This is a genomic window from Thermoplasmata archaeon (assembly GCA_038874435.1).
Taxonomy (GTDB): domain Archaea; phylum Thermoplasmatota; class Thermoplasmata; order Lutacidiplasmatales; family SKW197; genus SKW197.
The window spans coordinates 44,673-69,167 of sequence record JAVZCK010000005.1 but is presented as its reverse complement, the minus strand read 5'-3'; the positions used below and the strand labels follow the sequence as shown (position 1 = coordinate 69,167).

The 24,495-nt window shown below is 44.2% G+C and carries 18 protein-coding genes and 1 tRNA gene; 7 read left to right on the top strand and 12 right to left on the bottom strand.

The genetic code is table 11. From position 1 onward, the window contains the following. Positions 1-47: 47 nt before the first annotated feature. Positions 48-275 (bottom strand): transcriptional regulator, encoded by a 228-nt coding sequence (locus QXD64_03315; GenBank protein MEM3396344.1) that lies wholly within the window; start codon positions 273-275, stop codon positions 48-50. 70 nt (positions 276-345) lie between these two features. Continuing rightward, the gene (locus QXD64_03310) at positions 346-1,077 is read right to left on the bottom strand and encodes a helix-turn-helix domain-containing protein (protein MEM3396343.1); all 732 of its coding nucleotides are present in this window, start codon (positions 1,075-1,077) and stop codon (positions 346-348) included. 61 nt (positions 1,078-1,138) lie between these two features. Between QXD64_03310 and QXD64_03305 the strand changes: the two genes are divergently transcribed. From QXD64_03305 to dgt, 4 genes are read left to right on the top strand one after another with little or no spacing between them, the layout of a single operon-like run. Further along, entirely contained in the window at positions 1,139-2,695 is a 1,557-nt protein-coding gene (locus QXD64_03305) for a radical SAM protein (protein ID MEM3396342.1), read from the top strand. Continuing rightward, complete coding sequence (locus tag QXD64_03300) at positions 2,682-2,849, top strand: 4Fe-4S binding protein (GenBank protein ID MEM3396341.1); 168 nt, start codon at positions 2,682-2,684, stop codon at positions 2,847-2,849. Before QXD64_03305 ends, QXD64_03300 begins: the two co-directional genes overlap by 14 nt. Before the next feature lie 9 nt (positions 2,850-2,858). Then, positions 2,859-4,049 (top strand): NAD(P)/FAD-dependent oxidoreductase, encoded by a 1,191-nt coding sequence (locus tag QXD64_03295; protein MEM3396340.1) that lies wholly within the window; start codon positions 2,859-2,861, stop codon positions 4,047-4,049. A gap of 9 nt (positions 4,050-4,058) precedes the next feature. Further along, positions 4,059-5,615 carry a dNTP triphosphohydrolase gene (gene dgt / locus QXD64_03290; GenBank protein ID MEM3396339.1) on the top strand — a complete coding sequence of 519 codons (1,557 nt, stop codon included), beginning with the start codon at positions 4,059-4,061 and terminating at the stop codon, positions 5,613-5,615. A 1-nt stretch (position 5,616) separates the two neighbouring features. On the opposite strand, the gene QXD64_03285 is transcribed toward dgt, so the two are convergent. The 5 genes from QXD64_03285 to QXD64_03265 form a co-directional block, all read right to left on the bottom strand. Continuing rightward, positions 5,617-5,814 carry a hypothetical protein gene (locus tag QXD64_03285; GenBank protein ID MEM3396338.1) on the bottom strand — a complete coding sequence of 66 codons (198 nt, stop codon included), beginning with the start codon at positions 5,812-5,814 and terminating at the stop codon, positions 5,617-5,619. A 58-nt stretch (positions 5,815-5,872) separates the two neighbouring features. Continuing rightward, a complete protein-coding gene (locus QXD64_03280; GenBank protein MEM3396337.1) occupies positions 5,873-8,512 on the bottom strand; it encodes a tetratricopeptide repeat protein in 2,640 nt (879 codons plus the stop codon). Positions 8,513-8,594: 82 nt separating this feature from the next. Further along, positions 8,595-8,813: a hypothetical protein gene (locus QXD64_03275; GenBank protein MEM3396336.1), complete on the bottom strand. Its 219-nt coding sequence runs from the start codon at positions 8,811-8,813 to the stop codon at positions 8,595-8,597. Then, positions 8,794-9,819, bottom strand: coding sequence for a DUF835 domain-containing protein (locus tag QXD64_03270; protein MEM3396335.1), 1,026 nt, complete (start codon positions 9,817-9,819; stop codon positions 8,794-8,796). Before QXD64_03270 ends, QXD64_03275 begins: the two co-directional genes overlap by 20 nt. After that, positions 9,819-10,679 carry a hypothetical protein gene (locus tag QXD64_03265; protein MEM3396334.1) on the bottom strand — a complete coding sequence of 287 codons (861 nt, stop codon included), beginning with the start codon at positions 10,677-10,679 and terminating at the stop codon, positions 9,819-9,821. Before QXD64_03265 ends, QXD64_03270 begins: the two co-directional genes overlap by 1 nt. 152 nt (positions 10,680-10,831) lie before the next feature. Here QXD64_03265 and QXD64_03260 point away from each other — a divergent pair, with 152 nt between their 5' ends. Further along, positions 10,832-12,217: an NADP-dependent malic enzyme gene (locus tag QXD64_03260; protein MEM3396333.1), complete on the top strand. Its 1,386-nt coding sequence runs from the start codon at positions 10,832-10,834 to the stop codon at positions 12,215-12,217. A 72-nt stretch (positions 12,218-12,289) separates the two neighbouring features. Here QXD64_03260 and QXD64_03255 read toward each other — a convergent pair. Further along, positions 12,290-12,555 (bottom strand) — tRNA-Gln (locus QXD64_03255). A gap of 157 nt (positions 12,556-12,712) precedes the next feature. Between QXD64_03255 and uppS the strand changes: the two genes are divergently transcribed. Beyond that, positions 12,713-13,432: a polyprenyl diphosphate synthase gene (uppS, locus tag QXD64_03250; GenBank protein ID MEM3396332.1), complete on the top strand. Its 720-nt coding sequence runs from the start codon at positions 12,713-12,715 to the stop codon at positions 13,430-13,432. After that, entirely contained in the window at positions 13,429-14,373 is a 945-nt protein-coding gene (locus QXD64_03245) for a GNAT family N-acetyltransferase (GenBank protein MEM3396331.1), read from the top strand. Before uppS ends, QXD64_03245 begins: the two co-directional genes overlap by 4 nt. Here the strand turns inward: QXD64_03245 and QXD64_03240 are convergent. The 4 genes from QXD64_03240 to smc form a co-directional block, all read right to left on the bottom strand. Next, a complete protein-coding gene (locus QXD64_03240) occupies positions 14,295-19,256 on the bottom strand; it encodes a DUF2341 domain-containing protein (GenBank protein MEM3396330.1) in 4,962 nt (1,653 codons plus the stop codon). The two genes, QXD64_03245 and QXD64_03240, sit on opposite strands and share 79 nt — an antisense overlap. A 62-nt stretch (positions 19,257-19,318) precedes the next feature. Next, on the bottom strand, positions 19,319-19,921 hold the full coding sequence (gene scpB / locus QXD64_03235) for an SMC-Scp complex subunit ScpB (GenBank protein ID MEM3396329.1): 603 nt from the start codon (positions 19,919-19,921) through the stop codon (positions 19,319-19,321). An 8-nt stretch (positions 19,922-19,929) separates the two neighbouring features. Next, positions 19,930-20,847: a segregation/condensation protein A gene (locus tag QXD64_03230; protein MEM3396328.1), complete on the bottom strand. Its 918-nt coding sequence runs from the start codon at positions 20,845-20,847 to the stop codon at positions 19,930-19,932. Continuing rightward, positions 20,848-24,450 (bottom strand): chromosome segregation protein SMC, encoded by a 3,603-nt coding sequence (smc, locus tag QXD64_03225; GenBank protein ID MEM3396327.1) that lies wholly within the window; start codon positions 24,448-24,450, stop codon positions 20,848-20,850. Positions 24,451-24,495: the final 45 nt, after the last annotated feature.

The window sequence follows — 24,495 nt, the reverse complement described above, 5'->3', positions numbered from 1 at the left end:
GAAAAAAAAGAGCCGGGAAATAAGAAGAATAAATGAAATTGAAGAATTTACTTTCCCTCAACGAGGTAGTACCCTGCTGCCTTCTCTCTTACCTTTCTCTTCACATATCCCTTGTTCTGCAATTCCTGGAGTGCGTTAAGCACCATGTTCTTTGGCAGTTTTGCTGCCTGAGTGATTCTCTCAGCAGTAGCCATCTTTGCTTCACCGACAATTCCGAGCTCTTTCATCACATCGTAGACCTTTTCGGCATTTGGGGATACTCCTTCAAGTGCCATTTTTTCACCTTTATGATATTTTTTCGGAAATGTGCATATTTGGGGAGGTATATAAAAATTGCTGAAGTGCCTAAATTTTCCCGCTCCAAGCTCCAATCAGATGAGCAATAAACTCTGGTTGTGTTGTGAAATAGAACTCCTTCCAGTTTGTTGTAAAAATCATTGCTTTTCTGTCAGCTACAATCTCGGTCGTACTAATTTTTTCATCAACAATACAATTAACTCCGTTAAGTTTGACGGGCTTCGGTGTCAGCAAAACAATTTTCAGGCTTTTTGCAATTGCATGATTTATGGCTCGCTCCCCCAGTTTCCAAAATTTTCCGAATTGTGAGGTTGAAATCAGCAGTTCTCTTTCAGATGCATCAATAAGTACACTCAGCTTTTTCCCGACATCCTTTTGTTCAATGCGTTGCACTGCACTGAGCCGTCCATCCTCCAGCGAAATTCGGTATTTTTCCAGGGCTTCGAAGTCCCCTGCAATTCTGCTAGCTATGTTAGAAGCAATAATTTCGGGTGAAATCACACGATAGATTCTTGGCTCTTCGCCGATTGCCTTCACACACCCTTTTTTTTCAAGCTTTCTGAAGATTCTATAGGCAGAGGTCCTAGGTAAACCTGCCATGCTTGCGATTAACTCAACAGTTCCATATCCTGCTACAAAAAGGTAAACATATGCCCTTGCCTCCGCATGGCTGAACCCTATTTCTTCCATCGCAGAAATTGCATTGCCAGTTATACGCTCAAATTCGGCAATGTCCGCATTCTCAAATCCTTTTAAGACCTCAAACAATGCCTCATACATGTCTCACCGAATGCTACAAAAGATTTATTTGTTTCGTCATCTTGCCTTGTCCCGTGATACCATGGTCGTGCAGAAAAGTAGTTTGAAAAAGGGCCTGCCGAAAGAAACTGAAACCCTCTGTCCAGAGTGCGGTAAGGTGATAAAAGCGAAGATTTTTGAGGAGAACGGTAAGGTGATGATTGAGAAGCACTGTGCCCAGCATGGCACATTCAAAGACATTTACTGGAGTGATGTGGAACTCTACAAAAAAGCGGAGAAATGGGCATTCGATGGCATTGGCGTGGAAAATCCTGCGATAAAGAATGCTAAAACCTGCCCGGATAACTGTGGGCTCTGCAATCTGCATCTGAGCCACACTGTGCTTGCAAACCTAGACCTTACAAATCGGTGTAATTTGCGATGTCCAATCTGTTTCGCAAATGCAAATGCTGCTGGCTATGTTTACGAGCCAAGTTTTGAGCAGGTTGTTGAAATGATGAAGGTTCTCAGAAGCCAGAAACCTGTAGCAAATACCGCAATTCAGTTTGCAGGGGGTGAGCCAACCGTCTATCCGAAATTTATTGAGGTTTTGCAGGAGGCAGAGAAACTTGGTTTCTCTCAGATTCAGGTCGCCACCAATGGTGTAAAGTTCGCAAGGAGTTACGACTATGTGAAACAGTGTGCAATTGCAGGACTGGACACAGTTTACCTCCAGTTTGATGGTCTGGAAGAGGAGATTTACATAAAAGCGAGAGGAAAGCCATTGCTTGAGGTGAAAAAGAAGGCAATTGAGAACATCAGGAAACTGAAGCAAGATAACCTGAAAATGAGCGTTGTGCTTGTTCCTACAGTTGTGAACGGAGTTAATGACCATCAAGTCGGAGCAATCTTGAAATATGCAATTGAAAACAGAGACATCATCAAAGCGGTGAACTATCAACCAGTTTCATTTACTGGCAGAATTAACCAGGAGGAAAGGATGCAGGGTAGGTTCACTTTACCTGACCTTGTGGACCGGCTGGTTAATCAGACAAATTTTCTCAAGAAGGATGACTTCTATCCAGTGCCTGTAGTAGCACCTGTCTCTAGATTCTTCTATGCAGTGAACGAAGAGCCAGTGGTAGCATTCACCTCGCATCCACACTGCGGGCTTGCTACCTATCTGTTCGTAGAGGAAGATGGGAACCCAATTCCAATAACAAGGTTCATTGATGTAGAGCGATTCTTCGCAGAATTAAACAAACTTGCGGAAAAAGCCCTAGATGCGAAGCTTTTGAAGAAGCGTTTCCTCCTCTCTGCTAACTCTCTACTCGAGGAATGCTTTGACGAAAATCATGCACCTAAGGGTATGGACAAGATGAAGTTCATAAAGACGATCCAAGGTGTGCTTTCCACAAAAGGCAAGTCCAAACTTGCAGAATTCTCATGGAGAATGATGATGGTTGGTGGAATGCACTTCCAGGATATGTATAACTACGACATTGAGAGAGTAAAGCGTTGCGTAATTCACTATGTTGTGCCTGATGGAAGAATCATTCCATTTTGTGCTTACAACTCAGGACCAACTTACAGAACAGAGGTTGAGAAGAAATACTCAATTCCGCTCTCTGAGTACAGAGGTGGTAATGATGAAGAGTGATAAGGAAAAGTGCATGTACTGTGGTGCTTGTGTTGGAAGCTGTCCGAAGAATGCAATTTATCTCGAAGAGACAAGAGTTGTGTTTGATGAAGAAAGGTGCGTAAAATGTAAGATTTGTGTGAAAGTTTGCCCTGTGGGGGCAATCTCCGAATGAGGTGGTAAAATGAAGGAAATTAATTGCGATGTGCTTGTTGTTGGAGCTGGACCTGCAGGTAGTGTAACTGCCTGGTATGCAGCAAAGTCAGGTGCAAATGTTCTTCTCGTTGAGAAACGCCAGGAAATTGGCTCTCCAGTCAGATGCGGTGAAGGTCTTTCAAAATACTGGCTTAAGGATGTTGGGATACCAGAGAACAGGCGATGGATTGCAAACGAGGTTGACGGAGCCAGAATTTTTTCACCTTCTGGCAAGGTATGGGAAATCAATGAGAAGGATGCGGGCAACGAAGTGGGCTATGTGATTGAACGAGACCAGTTTGATAAGGCTCTTGCGGAACTTGCTGCAAAAGCAGGTGCAGAAATCATGCTGAAGACATGGGTAAGGGGCATCATAAAGAAAGATGGTTATGTTAGGGGAGCGATAGCCAGACACATGGGAGAAGATTTGAAGATTAATGCGAAGATTGTTGTAGGTGCAGATGGCTACGAATCCCAGGTGGGACGCTGGGCAGGGCTTGATACTAGTTTAAGCCCGAACGACATAGATTCGTGCATCCAGTACAGAATGACTGGAATTGAGTGCGATAGAAGATACTGTGATTTCTATCTGGGTTCATGTGCACCTGGTGGTTACATCTGGGTGTTTCCGAAGAATGAGGATACTGCAAATGTGGGTATCGGGGTGCAGTTAAGCAAGCTAAAGTATCCGGGCGAGGTGAAACAGTATTTGGACAGATGGATTGAGAAACAGCCAGGTATAAGGAAGGGCAAGAAAATAGACATGGTTGCAGGTGCGGTCTCCATCTCAAAGCCACTTGAAAAAACTGTGGACAATGGGCTGATGCTTGTGGGCGACGCTGCAAGAATGATTGACCCTATCACCGGTGGTGGCGTTTCAAACGGTTGTAAGGCCGCAAAGGTGTGTGGTGAGGTGGCTGGAGAGGCAATTGCTGCTGGTGATTATTCTGCTGCATTTCTCCAGAAATACGAAAAGGGCTGGAGGGCATTACTGGAGGAGAAACAATACAGAAACTGGCTTGCGAAGGAGAAACTTGTTACGCTGAGCGACAAGGTGTTTGATGACATAATTGATTTGCTCTCTGGCACAAAACTTGAACGCCTCAACGCTTTGAATTTGCTCAAGGCAGTGAGAGAAAAATTCCCTGATTTGGTTAAGGAATTTGAGGACTTTCTGTAGGGTGAAAAATTGAATCCGCCAGAACCAGAAAATGTGGAGTTGCTCAGAGAACTTCATCAGAAAGTGGTTGCAAGAGAGCGACAGAGCTGTGCCAGTTATGCGATGCTGAGTAGTGAAAGTAAGGGCACCTATCGTTCCACACCAGTTTCTGACACTGAGAATCGGACACTTTATGCCAAGGACAGGGACAAGCTAATCCATTCCAATGCCTTCATTAAATTAAGCGGAAAAACTCAGGTGTTCATCTCACCCAAAAACCCGCTCATCAGCAACCGGATGACACACACACTCCAGGTGGCTCAGATTGCTAAAACCATAGCCAGAGCCATCGGTGCGAACGAGGACTTAGCTGAGGCAATAGCTCTCGGGCATGACCTTGGCCATCCACCCTTCGGACACAGAGGTGAAGTTTGTTTAAGCCAGCTATGCAAAGAACATGGAATTGGAGAGTTCCACCACAATGTGCACAGCTTACGCACCGTGGATTTACTTGAAAAAGGTGGTGAAGGGCTAAATCTCTCCTGGGAGGTGCGTGAAGGCATCCTGTGCCATGATGGTGAGGTGCCAAGTGGCGAGATTCAGCCGATGGAGCCAAGAAAGGAAAGGGTTGAGGATTATACGAGACCAGAATACAAACTTCCACCATCAACCTTAGAGGGTTGCATTGTGAAACTCTCAGATAGAATTGCGTATGTGGGCAGGGACATTGAGGATGCGATTGCTGGTGAAATTATAAGAAGGGAGGAACTACCAAAGGAATTGACTGCAGTGCTGGGCAGCACAAATGCTGAAATAATTGATACGATTGTGAAGGACATAATTGTGAATTTCGAGCGGTTCAGGAGGGATTTTGTGGCTAAGCATGGCAGAGAGCCGACAAGATATGAGGTAGTTCTCCGTATGACACCAAGAATCAGGGATGCAATGAACGAGTTGATAGGGGGTGTGAGAGACGGAAAGCCCTATGGTTTTAACTATCCAAACATTTACCTGAGCGAGGAAAATCTGAGATATGCAGAGCAGGCAGACAGAATAATCCGAGGCATCTTTGTTTCCTTCATGAATGAACTTGCAAATCTGAAGAGGATTCAAGCAACGCTCTTGGACTATGATGCACCTGCAAGTGAGAAAGAGTTGCACACTTTGCTCGTGAAATATCTGATGAGATTTACACTTGGCGAGCTAGAGGATTTTCGTGCAGGAATTTTGGCGAAGTTCTCTGAGGATTTTGTAGAGAAGGTTATCCATGAGCCTGGAGAAAGAGAAATGCTGCGGGAGAAGATTTCCCAGCTTTCAATTGAAAAAGTTAAGCAGACAATAATCTCGGCAATCGACGGAGTTCGCCTTACAATTCTGCGACAGAACATTGAGGAGTTCAGAAGGAGGGCAAACACGCTTGGATATGAAGGTTCTGGCTCAATCCTTTCTTTCCTGAAGGGGATGAGCGAGCAGTATTTGGTGAGCACAACAAACCCAGAAAAAGTAAGAGATTATGTTGCCTCACTTACAGATGACATGGCTATCGCTATCTTTGAGAAACTCTACATTCCAAAACCAATTGTGTGATTCACTCCTTTCTTTCTCCACGATAAAGCAACATCCCAACGATGCCAAAGCCCATCAGGGTTGCTGAGACCGCATAAACACCCACATCTGTCCAGGTGTTATAAGCCAGGCTCCAGCAGATATAAAAGGTGAGCCCTAACAGGAAAAGCAGACCATAGCCAGCAAAGACAATCTTTCTTGAGATAGAGGTTTCAGCCATCCAAAGGGCATAGGGCTGTATATTATAAAACTTTCTGCAAGGATTTTTGGTTGCACCATCAGTTAACCAATTCTTTCCTTACTTTCTCAATCCAAACCTTATTTCCTATCCGTTCAAAAAATTCCAGTGCTTTCTCAAGCAGCGTTCTATCGCCACAGACTTTTCCAAGTTCATATACTACATTGTAATACTCATTGTCTTGCCTCCCCACTTCCTCAAAGATTGTCATTGCTCGCCTCAGGCATTCGACAGCTAAATTCTTTTCACCTTTAGCTCCATGAATTTTTCCCTTAAGATACCAGGTATAGGCAACTGTTTCTTTCTCTCCTTGCTTTTGGGCAATGCCCTCTATCTCTCCGAGAAGCTTTGCTGCATCTTCCAGTGCACCTTTCTCCACATAGATTTCTGCGATGCCAAGCATGGTTGAGCAGGCATCGCTCTGGGCATCAATTTGTTTGCAGAGTTCCAGTGCCCTCTGATAAAATTCAAGTGCTTTTTCATAATCTTTCATCTCAAAGTAGATGCCTGCAAGACCACGATAAGAATAGATAATGTCATGGACATCTCCAGTTCGCTCACACACTCCAAGGCATCTGTGATAATACATCAGTGCCTTCTCATAATCACCCAGTGCCGAGTACACCGCACCTAAATTATTGCAGGAAAGAGTGATACCCCAGGCGTCACCAATGCGTTCCCCTACAGCAAGGTTTTTCTTATAAACTTCCATTGCTTTTTTATACTCTCCTCTGTCAAGGTAAATTAGTCCTACATTATGATAAGATGTTGCAATACCCCAGATATTCCCGGTTCGCTCCCAGAGCTTGAGACTTTTGTTATAAAACTCAAGTGCTTTCTGGTAATCTCCCTTATCGCGGTAAATTATCCCTATGTTGTTATATGTTGCAGCCATACCCCCCACATCATCAATTTCTTCTCGTATTTTCAGAGCTTTCTCAAGATATTCAAGGGCTTGATCATACTCTCCCATATACCAGTAGCAGGTGCCGATGCGGTGCAGAGCAGTACCTGCCTCCTTCTCTGCATTTCCTATTTCAAAAAGGGCATGTGCCCTTTTCTGAAGCTCGATCGCTTTCCTGTAATCTCCTTTCCGTTCAAACACATAACCCTTCACGCTCCAAACCTCTCCCATATGCAACTCTGTTCCGTCCAGTCCAGTTAACTGTTTTTCTGCTTTCTCCGCTTCCTTCCAGGCATTCTCGTAATCCCCCTTGTAAATGTAAATCTCGCTTTTTTTTCTGAAACTTTTTCCTAAATCAATCTGGCTTGTAGCATAACAAATCCGTTTGTCTAGTGCCTCCAACGCCTCGTCATACCTTCCTTCAAGTTGAAGCACATCTGCAAGTTCTTCAAGGACTTTCCCTTTCTTCTCAGCATCCTCGCCACTCTCTCCCAGCATTTTAATTACTCCTTTGAAAAACTCGATAGCTTCTGGATTTGCAAATCTCCTGGCAGCTACCCTGCCCGCCTTCAATCCATATTCAACAAACTTTTCTGCATTTTCTGCGGCACCGTAGTGTCTTGCAATTGAACTCCACCAGTTCTCCTCCGAAGCATGGAAACGTTCGATGACCTCGCCTGCTTTCTGATGCATCACCTTCTTCCGCATTCCCAGGGTCTCCTCATAAACCACTTCTCGAACTGTATTACTCCTGAACATATAGCCTTCCTTGTATTCCTCACTCTCACAGAGGAATTTCTGGGCAATTAATTCCTCCATTACATCCAGCAATTCCTCTTCCTCCAACCCTGCAAGTTCCTTAACAACCTCATACTCAAAAACTCTTCCGAGGATTGCACATACACTCAGAACCTTTTTTGCTTTTTCACTTAACTTCGAAACACGGAACTTCACAAACTTCTTTACCGCTTCTGGTAGTGTCATCTTTTTTATTGATTCTATTCCACTCAATCCCATGTTCTGAATTGCTGTTAATACCTCCACAGTGAAGAGCGGATTTCCCGATGTTTTCTCATAAATATACCTGGCAATTTCTTCCGTCTCGTTCAGCCCCATATGTTCAACAATCAATCGCACTTCTTTTTCGGTAAGGCTCTCAAGTTTCAGGTTTGTGCAAACCCGTTCAATGTTCATGTTTCTCAAAGTTTTTCCAAACAGAGTATCCTTGTCTCCATATTCCTCCACATATGTCGCAACTGCAATAATCCTCTCGTTCCCCATGTTTCGTGCTAGATAATGAAAGAAGGCAAGGGTACTTGAGTCAGCAAAATGCAAATCATCTATGAATAGAACAACTGGGTTGATTTTGGCTAAGCTGGTGAATTGAGAGAGCAGGAATTCAAGTATTCTTGTTCTCTCCTTAGCAAGGCCAGCAGGTGTCCTCTCCTCTACTGCGAGTTCCTGGAAGCTAGCAAGTCCAAGAGGAAGATAAGTTTCTTTTTCAGCTCTTTGCTTGCCATATTTCTCAAGGGCGGTGGTAATTGGAAAATATGGTGGCTCTTTTTCATCAAGACAGAGTGTGGAGAGTACAGTAAACCCGGATTTCTGGCACATCATGGTAAATTCCTCTGCAAGTCGTGTTTTTCCAACGCCCATCTCCCCACAAATAAGGACAGTGGACCCCTTTCCATTCCTTGCCTCTCTCATTGCTTGCTCAAGCACCGCCAGCTCCTTTTCTCTGTCAACAAAAATTTCTGGAAAGGCATCCGAGAGCATCTCTTTTCACAACAGGTAAATTCTTTTTCTGTATTTAAAAATTGTTAATTGAAACTGGCATGGAATTCTTAATAGAACAATTTTACAGATACCATACCCATCCTCTTGCTTCCATAGAAACCTCTCCCCTAATTCTCCCCTTGCTTTTCAACTTCATCAAAAACTTTACGCTCTCATCAGCGCATCGTTTCCCTGTTTTCTGCACCTCTTCCTCAATTTCTCGTGTTGTGGCTCTCCCCTTTCTAGCTAGAAAATCAACAATTATTTTTTCCGCCTCTTCCTCAGTGAGATACATGCACATCAAATCTCTGCTTCAACGCAATAATGTCTGTTTTTTTAACCATCCCTTCGTTGAACACACAAAAGATTTTAATGTTCTCACGAGATGCAATGTCAGTAATGTCTTTCACAAAGCTTAGGAAACGCTTGAAATCCAGTGATGAATAGACACATTCCAATCCATCAATCACCGCGACCTTACCCCTACTTTCAATGTACTTTTTCAGAGCAATGATGAAATCAGTTTCAGTCGCCCATGGACGCACAACAGGGATTTTTTGTTCTGTGTTTGTGATGAAGTAGAAATCATTATCCTCACCAAAGAAAGGTTTGAGTTTATCTGGCTGCATCACGGAGATTATTAACTTTCTACCTGGGCCTCCAAACCCGTTCACAAGGTCTGCAAGTTTCGGATATGGCATCCTACCAGTGAGATAAGATGTTGCTTCCCTTCTTTCGATTTGTGCGCTTCTCGGAGGAATCGTTCTGTCAAAAATTGATTTCAGGAGCGAGACCTCTGTGTTTGAAAAGAAGCCGGGACAAATGTGGACTACAACACTTGAAGAGGTGTAAGCAGAAGTATCTCCTAGTGCTTTCAAAAAGTCCATCACCTTCTCAAAGCCAATCATCACTGTGAGATACTCAACATCATCTACAAACACTGCAGAGCCATTATTGTTTTTCATGTAGTTCAGCACATTCTGGGTGAGTTCGAATTCAATTCTCTCTGGTGTTGCACTCTTTAACTCGGTTTCTATACTCGTTACCCATATCATATGTGCCCACTTTATGTTGTAGAAGGCACGAATTTTATCCGGGTTTTTTCCTGTGATGCAGATGCATGGTCTTTCCGTGAGAACCTCAGAAATTGTGGCGTAAAAGGACTGCCACTCTGGGCTTTCGTAGAGGTAATTGTAACCTTGATCTACAACTTCACTCATCTCTTTCGGGATGGCTTCCACTGGTTTTGCGGGTACAGCAGGTGTTTGCGTTTCTTTCTTCTTCTTCAAAAAGTCCAGAAATCCCATTATTCCCACATTCTCCTTCGCACAAATATGCAGAGAGCCGCAGCAGTAATCACAAAGACCGCAAGTCCGGCTGTGTAGTCGGGGGTTTTCTGAGGCGGTTGGTTGTTTCCGTTGCTGGTTTCTGGCAGAACTTTTATCACTATCGATGTGGTGTTTTCAGTAAAGCCGTCAGCATACGCTGAGACGCAGACACCGAACTCGGTTTCGTTTGCGACAACTGGAGGAGAAAACATGCAGAAGAATTTGCCTTCTGCATTGGTTGTGCCATTGTTGGGTTGGAAGTATTCTTCCCCATAGTCCTTCAGACCCATTGCAAGTGCCATCCTCACAGTGGCACCGTTTACTGGCTGTCCCTCTGAACTCACCTGCACGGTAAGATTCACGCTCTGATTGTTGTAAACCTGCACAGTATCTGCAGTTATACTTACCTCCAGCTTTGGCAAGGGTAGTAGAGTAAACTCAGAAGTGTTCATTGCTGACTCGTAGCCCTCCTTTGCCGCATTTACACTGATGCTGCACACAAGGGTTACCTGAGTGATAGGTGTCGTGAGCACGGTTTCTGCCTTCCCGAGAGCATCAGTGGTTGTATTTGGAGGGTTGAACACTCCACCTTCCTGGCTAAGCCAGAATTCCACATACACACCTTCTACACCAGTACCTCCAGATGTGACCAAAGCACTTACCTTGAGGGTTTCACCAGATGGAACTTCTGTCCTGTTCAGTGAGACCTGAACACTGAGCATCGGCAGCTGGCTTGTTTCTGAAACTTTCTCACCTGAAATCTCTGGCACCACGAAGTTGAGGCAGAGCCATAGGGCACACAGATAAACCACTGTTTGTATCCAAACCTTTCCCTGCATGAGAATGGAGATTATATTCACAAATATAAACTTACTGCACACACTGTAAGAAAGTATTGCCCTAATCATGCATTACTTTGACTAATAGAAAAACCTACCCCTAAAAATATATACTCCATCCATTTTCCCGCAATTGCAAAGGGGGTAAGAAAATGCCTCAAACTAAAAAGAAAGGAAAGGGGCAGGGAATACAGCCAATGACAAAGGAAGAAATGCTAGCGAAGGCGAAAAAGCCAGGAGAGGATGCGAAAAAGCTTCATCCCTTTTACAAGGGAAAGATTGAAGTAGTGCCAAAATGCGTCATTAGAAACTTTGATGATTTTGCAATCTGGTACACGCCGGGTGTGGCAGAACCATGCAAGATGATTAAGGAGAATAAGGAACTTGTCTGGACAATGACTAATAGATGGAATACAATTGCAGTCATAAGCGATGGCACAAGAATTCTCGGGCTTGGAGATATAGGCCCAGAAGCAGGGCTCCCAGTGATGGAAGGAAAATCCCTTCTCTTCAAATACCTTGGTGGTGTGGATGCCTTCCCGCTCTGTCTTGGCACAAAAGACCCTGAGAAAATTATAGAGACAGTGAAAATCCTGCAACCATCGATCGGAGGTGTAAACCTTGAGGACATAGCCCAGCCCAAATGCTTCTATGTACTAGATAGGTTGAGAAAGGAATGCGAGATTCCAGTTTGGCATGACGACCAGCAGGGAACTGCGACAATTGAGGTGGCTGGTGCAATTAACGCAGCTAAAATTGTGGGAAAGAAACTGGATGAAATGCAGTTTGTGCTGTTTGGCGCGGGTGCAGCAAACATTGCAATTGGCAGGGTGCTGAGAGCAGTGGGTGTGAAAGTTGAGAACATTGTACAGATTGACAGCAAGGGACCATTACACCCAGATAGAAAGGACATTGAAGCAGTTAAGAACGAATATCCAGACAAATGGATGCTATGTGAAAAATCAAACAAAAGAGGAGCAAGGACAATTGAGGAGGCTTTCAAGGGTGCGGACATTGTTATAGCTGCATCAAAGCCAGGCCCAGACACAATAAAGAAAGAATGGATCAAGCTCATGAACGACAAGGCAATCGTATTTGCCACTGCTAACCCGATTCCTGAAATCTGGCCTTGGGAGGCAAAGGAGGCAGGAGCATACATTGTGGCAACTGGAAGAAGCGATTTCCCGAATCAGATTAACAACTCGCTTGGATTCCCTGGTATCTTCAGAGGTACTCTAGATGTGAAGGCAAAGACAATAACTGATGAAATGTGCGTAGCTGCTGCCTACGAACTCGCAAAGACGGCTGAAGACAAAGGATTGCATGAGGAGTACATTGTGCCTACGATGGACGACTGGGAGGTCTTCCCAAGAGAAGCAGTTGCAGTTGCACTCAAAGCCATAGAACAGGGAATCGCCAGAGAGAAACCTTCCAGGCAGGAACTGATGGAGAGGGCTGAAAGTATTATAAAGCGTGCAAGAGAGCAAGCAAAGTTCCTGATGAAGAAGGGCTTCATCCCACCTGCACCAGAGGACTAAACAGACAAAACTCTTTTCTCTAACTTTTTATTACTCTTTCCCAGTTTTTCTTAAGCTGAAGTAATAAAATTTTGGTAGCCCCGGCAGGATTCGAACCTGCGTCGCTGGCTTTCTTCGGAACGAGGGGGTTTCACCCCCACGGGGCATACGCCCTTCGTTACCACGAGGGTTAACACCCTTACGGTAACTTGCGGGGCTACGCCCCTTACGGTAACCTGTGCCAAGGGGTATGCTCCGCATACCCCGAACTCGCCTTTTTCCATGAAAGCTTTTCGGCACGAAGTGCTGAAAAGGTTTCCTCCAAAGGCCGGCATGATTGACCACTACACCACGGGGCTATCAAAACCGCTAACAAGTGGAAAGATATAAAAATTATCCGTAGCCCTTGAGCAATTCTTTTATACCCTGTTGGCTATATTGAAGAAGGTGGTGTAGATTCCAGACATTTCGCAGACAATCTCTGACACAGCATACCTTGCCTACGAAAAAAAATTGATGAAAGAGGTTAAACAGTATCCACTGCCGCAGCACATTGCAATAATCATGGATGGCAACAGGAGATTTGCAAAAGAACTTGGGCTTGACCCTTCTGAAGGACATAAAATGGGAAGAGACAAGCTGGAGGAAGTGCTTGGTTGGTGTCTGGACATCGGGATAAAAGTGCTCACAGTTTACGCATTTTCAACTGAAAATTTTCTGAGGAGCACCTCTGAGGTGCAGTTGTTGATAAAATTATTCGAGGAAAACTTCAGAAAACTAGGTGACGATGAGAGAGTGCACAAGCATGGTATAAAAGTGAGAGTTATCGGAAGAAGGGACCTGCTGCCAGATTCTCTGATTTCCGCAATTGAATATGCTGAAAACAGGACAAAGGACTACAACAACTACTTCTTCAATCTTGCTGTTGCATATGGTGGGAGACAGGAGATAATTGATGCAATCAAGGAGATAGCTAAGGAAGTACAGGCGGGAAAAATTACGCCGGATGAAATCTCGGAGGAATTGGTTTCCAGTAAACTCTACACAAAGGATTTACCAGACCCGGATTTAATTCTTCGCACTTCTGGTGAGGAGCGCATTTCCAATTTCTTGCTATGGCAAATGGCATACTCTGAACTCTACTTCGTGGATGTTTACTGGCCAGGTTTCAGAAAGATTGATTTATTACGGGCTATAAGGGCGTATCAGATGCGACAGAGAAGGTTTGGAAAATGAGATACAGAGTGAGAAATGCAGTATTTGGAGATGTGGAAAAAATAACTGCAATGTTGAGGAAAAGCTCAACGGAGCCAAAGTTTGCATTTATAGAGCCAGAGGACTACATCAAGAGGTACATGCGAAAGCCATATTATAACCCAAAAACACATCTGGTGCTGCTCCATAGTGAAGAAGTTGTGGGTGAGCTACTTGCATCTATTGATGTGGGATATGGTGTGCTTAAAAATGGTGCCGTGGGCGTAAGGATAAGCATTGTTCCAGAACATCAGAGTGAGGAAACAGTGGGCTTGCTTCTTCGAACAGTTGAACCAAGGTTGAGAAAACTCGGGTTTGGGGAGATGCAGACCACAGTTAGCCAGAACAAAGAACTTGAGCAAATTATTGAAAGTCAGGGTTTTAGGCAGGACTCAAGTGGTTACTGGATGATAAAAGAGGATTTAGAGTTGCCTCAAGTCAAAAGAATAGAAGGTCTCCAGATTAGAAGGATTGAACCCAAGGAGATTGAGAAATTTTATGAGTTAGTTAACATTTCTTTTAGCACTGATCAGAACTGGGAACCATACACTTTTCCTGACTTTGCCGAAAAATACATTTATCCAGCCTATGTGGACTTCAACGGCTATTTTTTTGCCGATTTCAAGGGCGAACTTGTTGGTACTGTTGCTGCCTGGGCACATCAGGAGAAAAACATTAGAGGGTTGGATGGCGGTGAAATTCGTGCCCTTGGTGTTATCCCTCATTACAGAAACCTGGGCATAGGTAAACATTTGCTAAGTGAAGCCCTGAAATATCTGATTGCGAGAGGAATGCAGAAGTTTTATCTCGGCACTGATTCCTACAATCTGCCAGCAGTTAGCATCTACAAACGCTTCAACTTCCGTGTCTTTCGAGAACACAAGAGATACAAGAAAATGCTTGTGGAAAGTGGTGCAAGGTAAGAAACTTCACTGACATACCAGTCCTCTTTTATGTCATTATCTTTCGGAACGCTAGAAACCTCAGTGCGATTGATGGCCTCTGGTAGGTTGTGGGCGACGCTTAGGTCCACGGGTTCATCCTTCCATTCCAGATTAGTTGCTGCGATGCCACCCTCTGAAGGAGGAGGATTTCCGTTTGCATCTGTCCAGTTCACGAAATCAATTATCCCGTTTGGAGATTTACCATTGATGCTGGAGGTGGAGTCGTTTAGGAAAAGAAAATCTCCTTCAATTGCAGGATTGTTGAAATAGTCCCCAAGAAATACAATTGCTTCTGTGTGAGGTGCCAGAGATAGGTCTGACATTAAGAAGGTACTCTTACTCGCATTCAGATAGAGATTTTTGTAAACAAGAGAGATTGTATCATTGTTGTAGAGCACCACCTGATGTTTACCTGATGGAGGGAACTCCACTTTCTTTATCAACAACTTGGGCTTGTGATAGGAGAGGTTGATACTGTAAACAGTTGGTGAGTTACTGGAAGTTCGCTCTGGTCTAAGATACACATTTGGCACTGGTTCTGTGTAATTTCTCACCCTCACATCATCAATCCACCAGTAATGCCCTGAAGGCACACGGAAGGTCTTGAATGCTATACTCCCATTCAGAATCTCGTTGCCCATATCCTGCCAGCCAGATGAAGGAAGAAGCTGCGTATCGTTTATCAGAAATTTCATTCCTGAGGCATTTATAATTGCAGTCACTTTGAACCATGTGTTTGCATTTGGTGAACTTGAGGTCGTTGAGTTGAGGCGTGTCCATGTGCCGTTGATTGTCTTTGCAAGTGCCCAGTCACTCAATTCCCAGTTTACTTCATAATCGTAGATTGGCATTCCGTTGCTTGCTCTCACACACTGGGATACATCTGTACCTGAGATGTTGCTCAGCCGCCACCAGGACTCGAAAACTACATTCTGAATGTTGAGATTCTTGGCTACAATGTACTTCGTGATACTACCAGAGTATCCGTTCGCTACCATTGAATAATTGCCCTGATGCGATGTTGCGGAAATGTTCCATATACCATCTGCCACATTTGACCACTTGTTAAGATTGCCTGATTCAAAATCATCGTAGAAAAGAAATGTCTGGCTTGCATTCGCTATGTTCTGTGCGTTTGGGTTGCCATAGAACATGTAGATTGTTGTTATTGATGAACCTGCGATTTGTGGCACTTTCAACCAGATTAAGGTTGTTGCCGTATTTATTCCGCTTTCTATCCAGTGAGGTATTTCTACTCCTGTCGCATTTGCAAATCTCAAATCCCCACAATCTGCCCGCATCTTCCCTTGAGCTATGAGAGAAGCCGTGTCCAGCGTGAAGTTGAGCGTGTAGTTCCAGAGTGTCTCTGGGTTATTTCTGTTATCGATTCTTATTGGCACATAATATTCCCATCCAGTATACATTGAGACCGTAGTTTTTAATGTGAGGTTGTATCTTAAAAATCTACCAAATGCACTATCTGGGAAAGAAAGTTGTGCAGACAAAACGCCTGTACCTCCAGAAATAGTTGTGAGATATGTCCATGTTTCCGGCTCTGTGAAATTCCACACTTTGTAGGATACTTCAACGCTTGTGCCAACCCAGTGTGTATCGTATGTGATGTTGAGTGCCCTCCAGAACGAAATTCTGCCTGCATCGTAAACAGGGGAAATGTAGGAACCAGAAGGAGAATAAAGGAACATGCTTGTAAATTCCGTCCTCGGGTTTGGAGGTGTGCCTGGTGATGGTTTGATTAAACTTCCTGCATTTCCGTTAGTTCCGTTGTTGTTCAACCAGGTCAATGACCCAACTGAGCCAAGCCCTCCAGCACCACCAGAAACATTGAACTTTGCGTTTATACTTTCGTTGTAAGCATTATCAGCATAAATCCAGATTGCACCTCCACCGCCTCCGCCACCACCACCCGCCTCATCGTCTGCATATGTGGCAGAAATGTCATCCCCACCGTTGCCACCTTTTCCTCCCGATGCATTAAGCTCTGCATTCATGCCAATTGTCACATTTGCCCCTCTGATAAGGATGCAACCACCTGAACCTCCACCTCCACCACCTCCAGGAACATGGTTTGTCCCCCCATCGTTTCCAGGAAGTCCAGAGACATTTACAATTCCGTTGATGTAAACATTCCATGCACTCAGGAGAAGTGCACCGCCTCCGCTGCCCCCAGCACCGCCATCAGCAACATAGGTTGTCGTGTTATGCTGTCCCGCACTTCCGCCACCACCACCAGAGCCAATTCCTATCGTTCCTGCTGCAGAGTAAGAAATGCCAGCTCTGCCATATGACCCATTATTCCCATCACTACCAAGAACTCCATTGAGCCCACCTCTTCCTCCATCACCACCATTTCCAGCAAATCCACCACCACCTCCTCCCCAACCCCCATACATATCCGATGACACAACTCCTCCCCCACCTCCCCCACCATCTGCCTGTCCATTGGTGCTCGGAGAGGGGCCACTCCAGTCGTTCCCATCCTGTCCTGTATATCCGTCGCCTCCGCTTCCGATACCACCAGCACCTCCCTGTCCACCCTTGCCTGCAAGATAGATTATGCCTCCTGCATCAATCTCAATTACCTCAGCATAAATTCTTATCACAGTCATATAACCGCTTGCAGTAATGTTTCCAGTGCTTGTAATCTTGAGATATCTGAAGTAGTACGTGCCGTTCCAGTATCTTGTGTTGCTCACAGTGAGATTTCCGTTTGCATCCACATCCGTGGCATTGAGTCCACCATAACCGATTGTGTTGTTGTCCAGCCGTAACGCACCTTTTGTGGTCGAAGTGTAGCGGTCGTTCACAAGCACTACCTTGTTATAACTGCCAGTGAACTCATTCAGGAGAGAAGAGCCATAACTTCCATCACCTCCAACTCTTGTCTGGACCATGCCAACGAGGTAGGATAACTCACATGCATCTTTCTCTCCCAACCAATTTGTCATCTCAAAGTAGAATTTCGTGTCGTTGGTTAGGCCTTGCAACGCAGTTCCCGAAACACTGAACTCTATTTTTCCATCACTCAAACCATGAGCAATGTTTGGATTCTGGATTTCCTCTGCCTTAACACCGTTCTCCCACTTCCAGGCCCTTGCACTTATCACTTGCCCATTTCTCCCTTGTAACTCAATCAGATAACCATGGGAAATCATTGCTGGGTTGAAGGTGTTGATTGTGGAATTCATCAAATCAATGTAAACCCTTGCCACATCCATGCCCAGATTTTCTTTTATCACCACTGGCGTTGGTGGTCCTGGTTGCACTGGTGGTCTGGCACCAAGCACAGGGATTTCGCAGCCAGCCAGCATTGTACCATCCACTGCCATATAGAAGTATGCATTGCTTGCAATTGCACTTGCATACTCTCGCAAATCAATGTTTCGGCTTGCATCTCCCGGCACATCCACACCTTTCTGCACACCCTGCCAGTCACCAAATGCACCGTCTATAACAATCCCAGAAGGCAGAGAACCAAAGTATGCTTTGCCACCGTTGCCCACAATTCTGTAAGGCACATTTGTGTCAACGCTGGAAACTGCAAACGCATACGCATTACCATCACTCAAGCTCTTTGCCTTGCATCTCACGGTAAGTTCTTCGTTCACTGCAATGTCCTTCTTCGGTAAACTCACATTCGCATTTGCCACGCTTATGCTTTCCACATGTACATCCTTGCCCTTTGCAATCAATCTCAGCTCAAGCACATCCTCGTCTGCATTCACCACATCATTGCCAATAAAATTCTGGTAAACCACCAAACTTCCTTCTGTTTTGCTCACTAGGGCCATGCCCCGTTTCTCTGCATAAGCACTGCTCTCGTAGTGTCGCATCAACACCAAACTCACTGGGTTCTTCAAGCCAGCAATTTTAGCATACCCTTCAACAATGTTTGTGCTCTTTTCAACTCTTACCTCGCCAGCATTCTCCCAGGCACTGTAATTCAATTCTGGCTTCGAGGAAGCACTCTGCTCAATGAATCTTGAGGCAACGGCAGAGCGGATTTCACCCGAATAACCAGCAACTTCAATTTTCGCATCAGCACCCAAATTCTCTATTCTGTAGCCAGTGTTGGCATTTGCATCTGTATCCACAAAAATTATCAAAGCATCGTAGCCATTGTTAGCACCATTGAACAAACTGCCAGATACTTTAGCATAGAAGTAAACTCTATCGCTTTCATAGTAAACACTGTATTCGTTCAGATTGATGTCCATGTTGAACACGGGCTGAGTATCGGTGTATCTTACAATTCCTTGCCAATCCTCAATGCTTCCATCTACCTTGATTCTGCCGGAGGGTTGTGTTGCAAGCAGGAGCACAAGGATTGAGCCAATGACAAGCAGAGTGACGAAAATGAATGCACCGAACTTCACACGCCTGGTAGGAAATTTTCTTTTTCTTACCTCTCCCTTTTTCACGCTCTTTACCTTTTTCTCGAAGACAACAGGAGCAGTGCTCACCTTCGACTTCTCAATAAATTCCTCTGTTTCCTTCAGTTCCTTCTCCATCTCCAATAACTCTTTTTCCATTTCGGGGTCTATGATAGATACATCCTCTTTCTTATCTGCTCTGGTCTCCTCAGGGCTCACTTCAACCGCAACTTTTTTAACTTTGAAATCAGAAAATGGCTTTTTAACTGGCTTATCTCCAAAATGTTCTTTAATTGCTCTTGCATGTGCCTCACCAATACCTCTTATTCCTGCCAATTCTTCAAAACTTGCTTTTCTCAAGTCCTCTATTGAGTGATAGCCAGCATCGTAAAGTTTCTTTGCTTTCGCTAGCCCTATGCCTGGAATTCTTGTAAACTCTACGAGTATCTTCTTTTCGTCGTCTGTGGCCATTCTGATAGCCCCCTGCGGCACCTTGAGAAAGCTGATAACCCCATGAAAAATAAAATTTTTGCTCAGTCCTGATTGTTCCCATCAGTTTTTGGCTCGCTTGGGTTTTCCACAGCTTGTACCGCCTGCTTGTTTTCAGGACTCTCTACTTCCTCCTGTTTCAGTTCAATTCCCACTTTACTTGCAATCCACTTTCTAATCTCCTCTTTTTTTGCACTCGGAATTCCAAAATAAACTAGAAATTTCCTTGTTGTGGTCAGCGTAAAGGTAGCACCGCTTTTTTTCGCTTTGATTAACTCCGTTCTTTTCAGTTTTTCAATGTGTTCATACACCTTCGAGCCCACCATCTTTGAAAGGACACTTTGTTTTAATGGCTGATAGAATGCAATTAGTGCCAGGGTCTTTATCTCGTCTTTATCAAGTTCTGGCATGGCGATAGGCACAGCAACTCCGACAAATTCTGGTTTTAGCCGCATCACATACCTAGTTCCCACTTTTCCTATCTCAATCGCAGTGTTTGCTTTTCTGTATCTTTGCACAAGTTCTCTGCAGCCTTTCCTTACTGCTGGCTCATCCACACCAAGAATTTGAGCGATTTCCCGCACGCTGAGTTCTCTACCTGAAGAGAAGAGCAGGGCTTCAATCACCAGCGAGAGTTGCTTCTCCATGGTCTCTATCAGTTATTCAGAACCTCTATATATATCTCTCCATACGGAATTTTTTCCTGCCAGATTTTTATTCGGTTCATCTTAGCAAGGTGCAGCAACGCCACAAACATACCCACGATAACACTTCTGCTCCTGCAGCCATTCAGCAATGAGCGAAATGCAAATTTCCCTTGTTTATGCTCAATCTTCGGCCAGAGTTCGTTTATGTCATGCTCTATGGACTCCTCATGAACCTTGATCACAGGTGTGCTACGGAATTTTTCTACATTCGCCTTCCTTATTTCTTCCAGTTGTATTCTCCGCTCTGCTTCCACTCTTGCCTCATCAAATGCGTTCACGAGTTCCATCAGAGTTACTGGTCTCGAACTTGGATGTAAAGCAAGTGGCTGAATTGGTGGTTCTTCAGAGTTCAGCACAATATTTGTGTAATCCATCTCCTCTGGTGTGCTCCACAAATCCATGCAGGGTTCAATCTCTTCCACCTGAACAGGTGCTGGTGGTTCTGCCTTCAAGCGGAGGGTTTCGCTCTGGATGTGTAGTATTGCCCAGGCCATCAGAATGATTCTTCCAGCTGTGATGAAATCTATGTCCTCACTTTCCTTCAGTTTCTCATGGTACATTTTTGCAAATTCAACAAGGTCTATGTTCCATGGATCAAGTGCGTGCTCCAGCACAAGTTCAAATATTGCTGCAAGTGCACGTTCAAACGGATTCTGGATTGAAATAAAGCTTCCGCCACCCAAGGTCTCCACAAGGTTCAGGTAATGGTCAATCTTCTTTTCATCGTTTTCGCTGATCAGCGACTTGTAGAACAGCAGGTGGTTCAGCACATTTTTAACTACATCTGGGTCAAATTTCGCTGTTCTCAGAGCCCCGATTTCCAGATTCTCGTTTTTCCCAACTTCACAAACTGTTGATGTGTTCATTTACACCACCCCTTCTGACTCTTCTCTTGGTTTTTCCTCAACCATGTCCTTAATCTGGTCAAGTTCAAGCGCAACGACCTTGGAGGTGCCAGTTGGCTCCAGGGTTACGCCATACAATCTATCCGCATACTGAAGCGTGACTTTTCTGAGCGAAATCATGATAAACTGAGCTTTTGCAGAATTTTTCTTTATCACCTTAGCCACTATCTCCGCATTTATTGCATCTAGAAACATGTCAACCTCGTCAAGGAAATAGAATGGGCTTGGGTCATACTGCTGAATTGCAAATATGAATGCAAGCCCAGTAAGACTCTTTTCACCGCCAGATAGAGATTCAAGTCGTGTCACTTTTTTGTTCTTCGGTTTTGCCTTTATGTGTAGCCCTCCCTCAAATGGATTATCTGGGTTCTCAAGGACAAGTTCTGCCTCGCCCCCATCTGAGAGTTCTGCATAAATTCTCTTGAAGTTCTCATTGATTGCTGTGTAAACTTTGTAGAAACCTGTCTTTTTCTTTTCCGTGATCTCTTTCACAAGCTCTATGAGTTTGTGCTTTTCATCCTCTAATCTGTCAAACTCTGTTTTCAATTCCTCAATCCGTTTCTTGAGAGCATCGTAGTCCTCAATTGCTTTCATATTCACGGCGCCCAGTAAATTTATAGCGTTCTCACACTCAGTAATTGTGCGTTTCAATTCCTCATTTGAGGGAAGTTTTTCTGGCACGCTTACCTTGTAACTCATTATCTCAATGTTGATTTCTGCGAGGGCATCTTCAAGGGAGCGAAGTTTTGTGGTCTGGCTGATGATTATGTCGTTTTTAGAGAGAATTTTAGTATCAATCTTGTCCCTTTCTGCCGTATGTTCGTTGATCTGCTTAAATATTTCTTCTCTTTGTTGCTGGAGGTCTGCCAGTTCCTTGTTGAGTGTTTCCTCTACCCTCAAAAGGGCTTTCAATTTTTCCTCGCCCTTATAAACCTCGCTATTTAACTTCTCAATTTCTTTTCCATTTTTTTCAATCTGTTCTGCAACACTAGAACTCTTCCGTCTCTGCTCTTCCAATCTTTCCGTGTAAAGCTTTATGTTTGTTTCAATTGAAGAGAGCTTTCCCTCTAACTCAACCTTTTTCCCAAGAGCGGACTGTAACTGGCTCCTCGCCTCCTTTAGTTCTTCGCTAAGCACCTTTGGTGTTAGTTCAAGAATTTTCGCATTTATCTCCTCTTTCTCTGTCTTCAACTTCTCAATTTCCTTCTTGATTTTCTCACAAGTATTGGACCATTTTTCCGTCTCCTTTCTGGCATTTTCCATTTCCTTATTTAATTTTTCAAGCGTTTCCTTTGCCTCATTCAGTCTTTTCTCTGTCTCCTTCTTTCTTACCAGGCAGGTCTCGTAGGCGAGCTGGGCAGTGCCCTCCTTGCTGTTTTTCTCCCTGATTTCATCCTCAAGCTTTCTGAGGGCTTCTCGCTCTTCCTTCAGTTTATCAGTGAGGACTTTCTCCTCCTCCATCTTTGAGCCAAGCACCTTTCCAATTCTATCAAGTTCTTCAAGAGCACCAGCACCAAACTTCTCCTTGTCCTGGATGCTCCCCCCGATCATTGCCCCACTTGCCTCTATCAACTCACCTGCAAGGGTTACAAGGCGAACGCCACCCATCACGCTTCTTGCAGAATCTAAGTCCTTCATTACAAGTGTATCACCGAACACATAGGAAAATGCAGGGCGATATTTTTCGTCAAATTGTAGGAGGTCTATTGCGAAACCCACACAATTCTTATCTTTTGCAACTATCACTGCCTTTCCTCTTGGTCTTGTCTCCAAAATTTTGTTAAGTGGAATGAAAATTGCTCTGCCTGCCTTCTTCTGTTTTAGATATTCAATGCACTGGGCTGCCACACCATCGTCCTCTACCACAATTGCATTCATTCTGGGGCCAGCAGCCACGCCCAGAGCTACGCTGTATTGTTCCTCAAATTTTGCAAGCTGGGCAATCGTACCATGAATCCCCTTTATCAGATTTCTGTTTCTAGCATCCAGAATGGTGTTCACAGCGTCTCCAGCACCTCTTTCGGCACCCATTCTCGCTTCAATCTGTGCCTTGAGGGTGTTATAGGTTCTTGTGAGTTCTCTAATTTCGTCTTCAAGTTTCTCAATTTCAGTTTCCAGTTTTGCAATCTCTCCCCGTTTCTTGTGGAAGGCAGTTGTCAATTCTTGAATGCTTTTTCCTGAGGTTTTCCTACTTGTGCTCAACTCCTTCAACTCAAATTCCGCATCTCTCAACTCGAATTCCCTCGTCTTTATTTCTTCCTCTGCTTTCGTAATCTGGATTTCTAAATTCTCGATAACATTTCTTGCCTTGCCGAGTTCAATTTCAGCCAGCTTGGATTCTTCCATCTTCTTATCAATCGTCTCCGAGAACTTCAACATTTCTTTCTGGAGTGTAACAATTTCAGTGTCTGACTTGGAAATTGTTTCCTCAATTGATTTGATTTTAGATTCCATGTCCTTGATGTTTTCAGTAACCTTTCTGAGTTCCTCCTTTGTCTTTTCCGCATCGTTCTCGAGGTTCGTTCTGGCTTTTTCCAATTTCTGGATTTCTTTCTCGGCCATGTTTTTCTCGTTTTTCAGAGTGACAAGCCCCTCCTTGAGTTCCGCAATTCTATCCCTCGCCTTTGCCACATTCAGGCGAATGCCATCAATCTCGTTTTTCAGCTTTTTAAATTCCTCTCCACCTCTTGCCACAATTTCCTTTTCGATTTCCTCCTTCTTTGCACTCAGTGTCTTGATTTCTTCTCCGAGTTTCTCCTTCTCTTTTTTCAAATTCTCAATTTCTTTATTCTGGGTTTCTATAAGGTTGTTGATGTTTGCAATCTCTCCCTCTATGGACGCCTTTTTCTTGTGTGCAAGTGAGGCCTTTGCCTCCTCAAGTTTGTGCTTCAATTCCATGAATTTTATAGCGGTCTCCCTATCCTTTTCAAGCACCTTGAGTTGGTTTTTGTGTTCATCTAGAATGATGCTTATCTTTGAAAGATTGTCTTCAACATAGGCACGCTTCTCCTCTGCTTTCTTTATATCCTCATCAAATTTGGTGATGCCAGCAATGCCATCAATGATTCTTCTTATGTCAACTGGTGTCATTTTTTCCACGATGCTTGTGATGTCTCCTTGGCGGACAATGTTGTAACTATCTGCTGAAATTCTCGCATTAGCAAGTAGTTCTTCAAACTCCGTGAGTGTGGATTTCTTGTCGTTCACATAAAAATAACTGTTGTAGCCAGAAGGGTCTGATGGCGAAATTTTTACTATGCGGGTGAGTTTTACCTCATCTGCATCAATTGGAATCGTTCTGTCTGTGTTATCAAAGATTAGCGAGCATTCACACTCCTTAGCTGGCTTTCCTTCTTTACCTCCGTTGAAGATAAGGTCTGTGAGTTTACCTGCTCTAATTACCCGTGAGCTTTTGGGACCAAGAACAAACAGCACAGCGTCTGAGATGTTTGATTTACCAGAACCATTGGGTCCTGTGACTGCAGTAAATCCCTTTTCAAAAGTGATTGAGATTGGTTTTGTGAAAGTTTTGAAATTCCGCATCTGAATTTCTTTCAGGTACATGTTTGCCTCCTTCTGGCCATTTTTTATTTTGTTTTCATGTCAGAT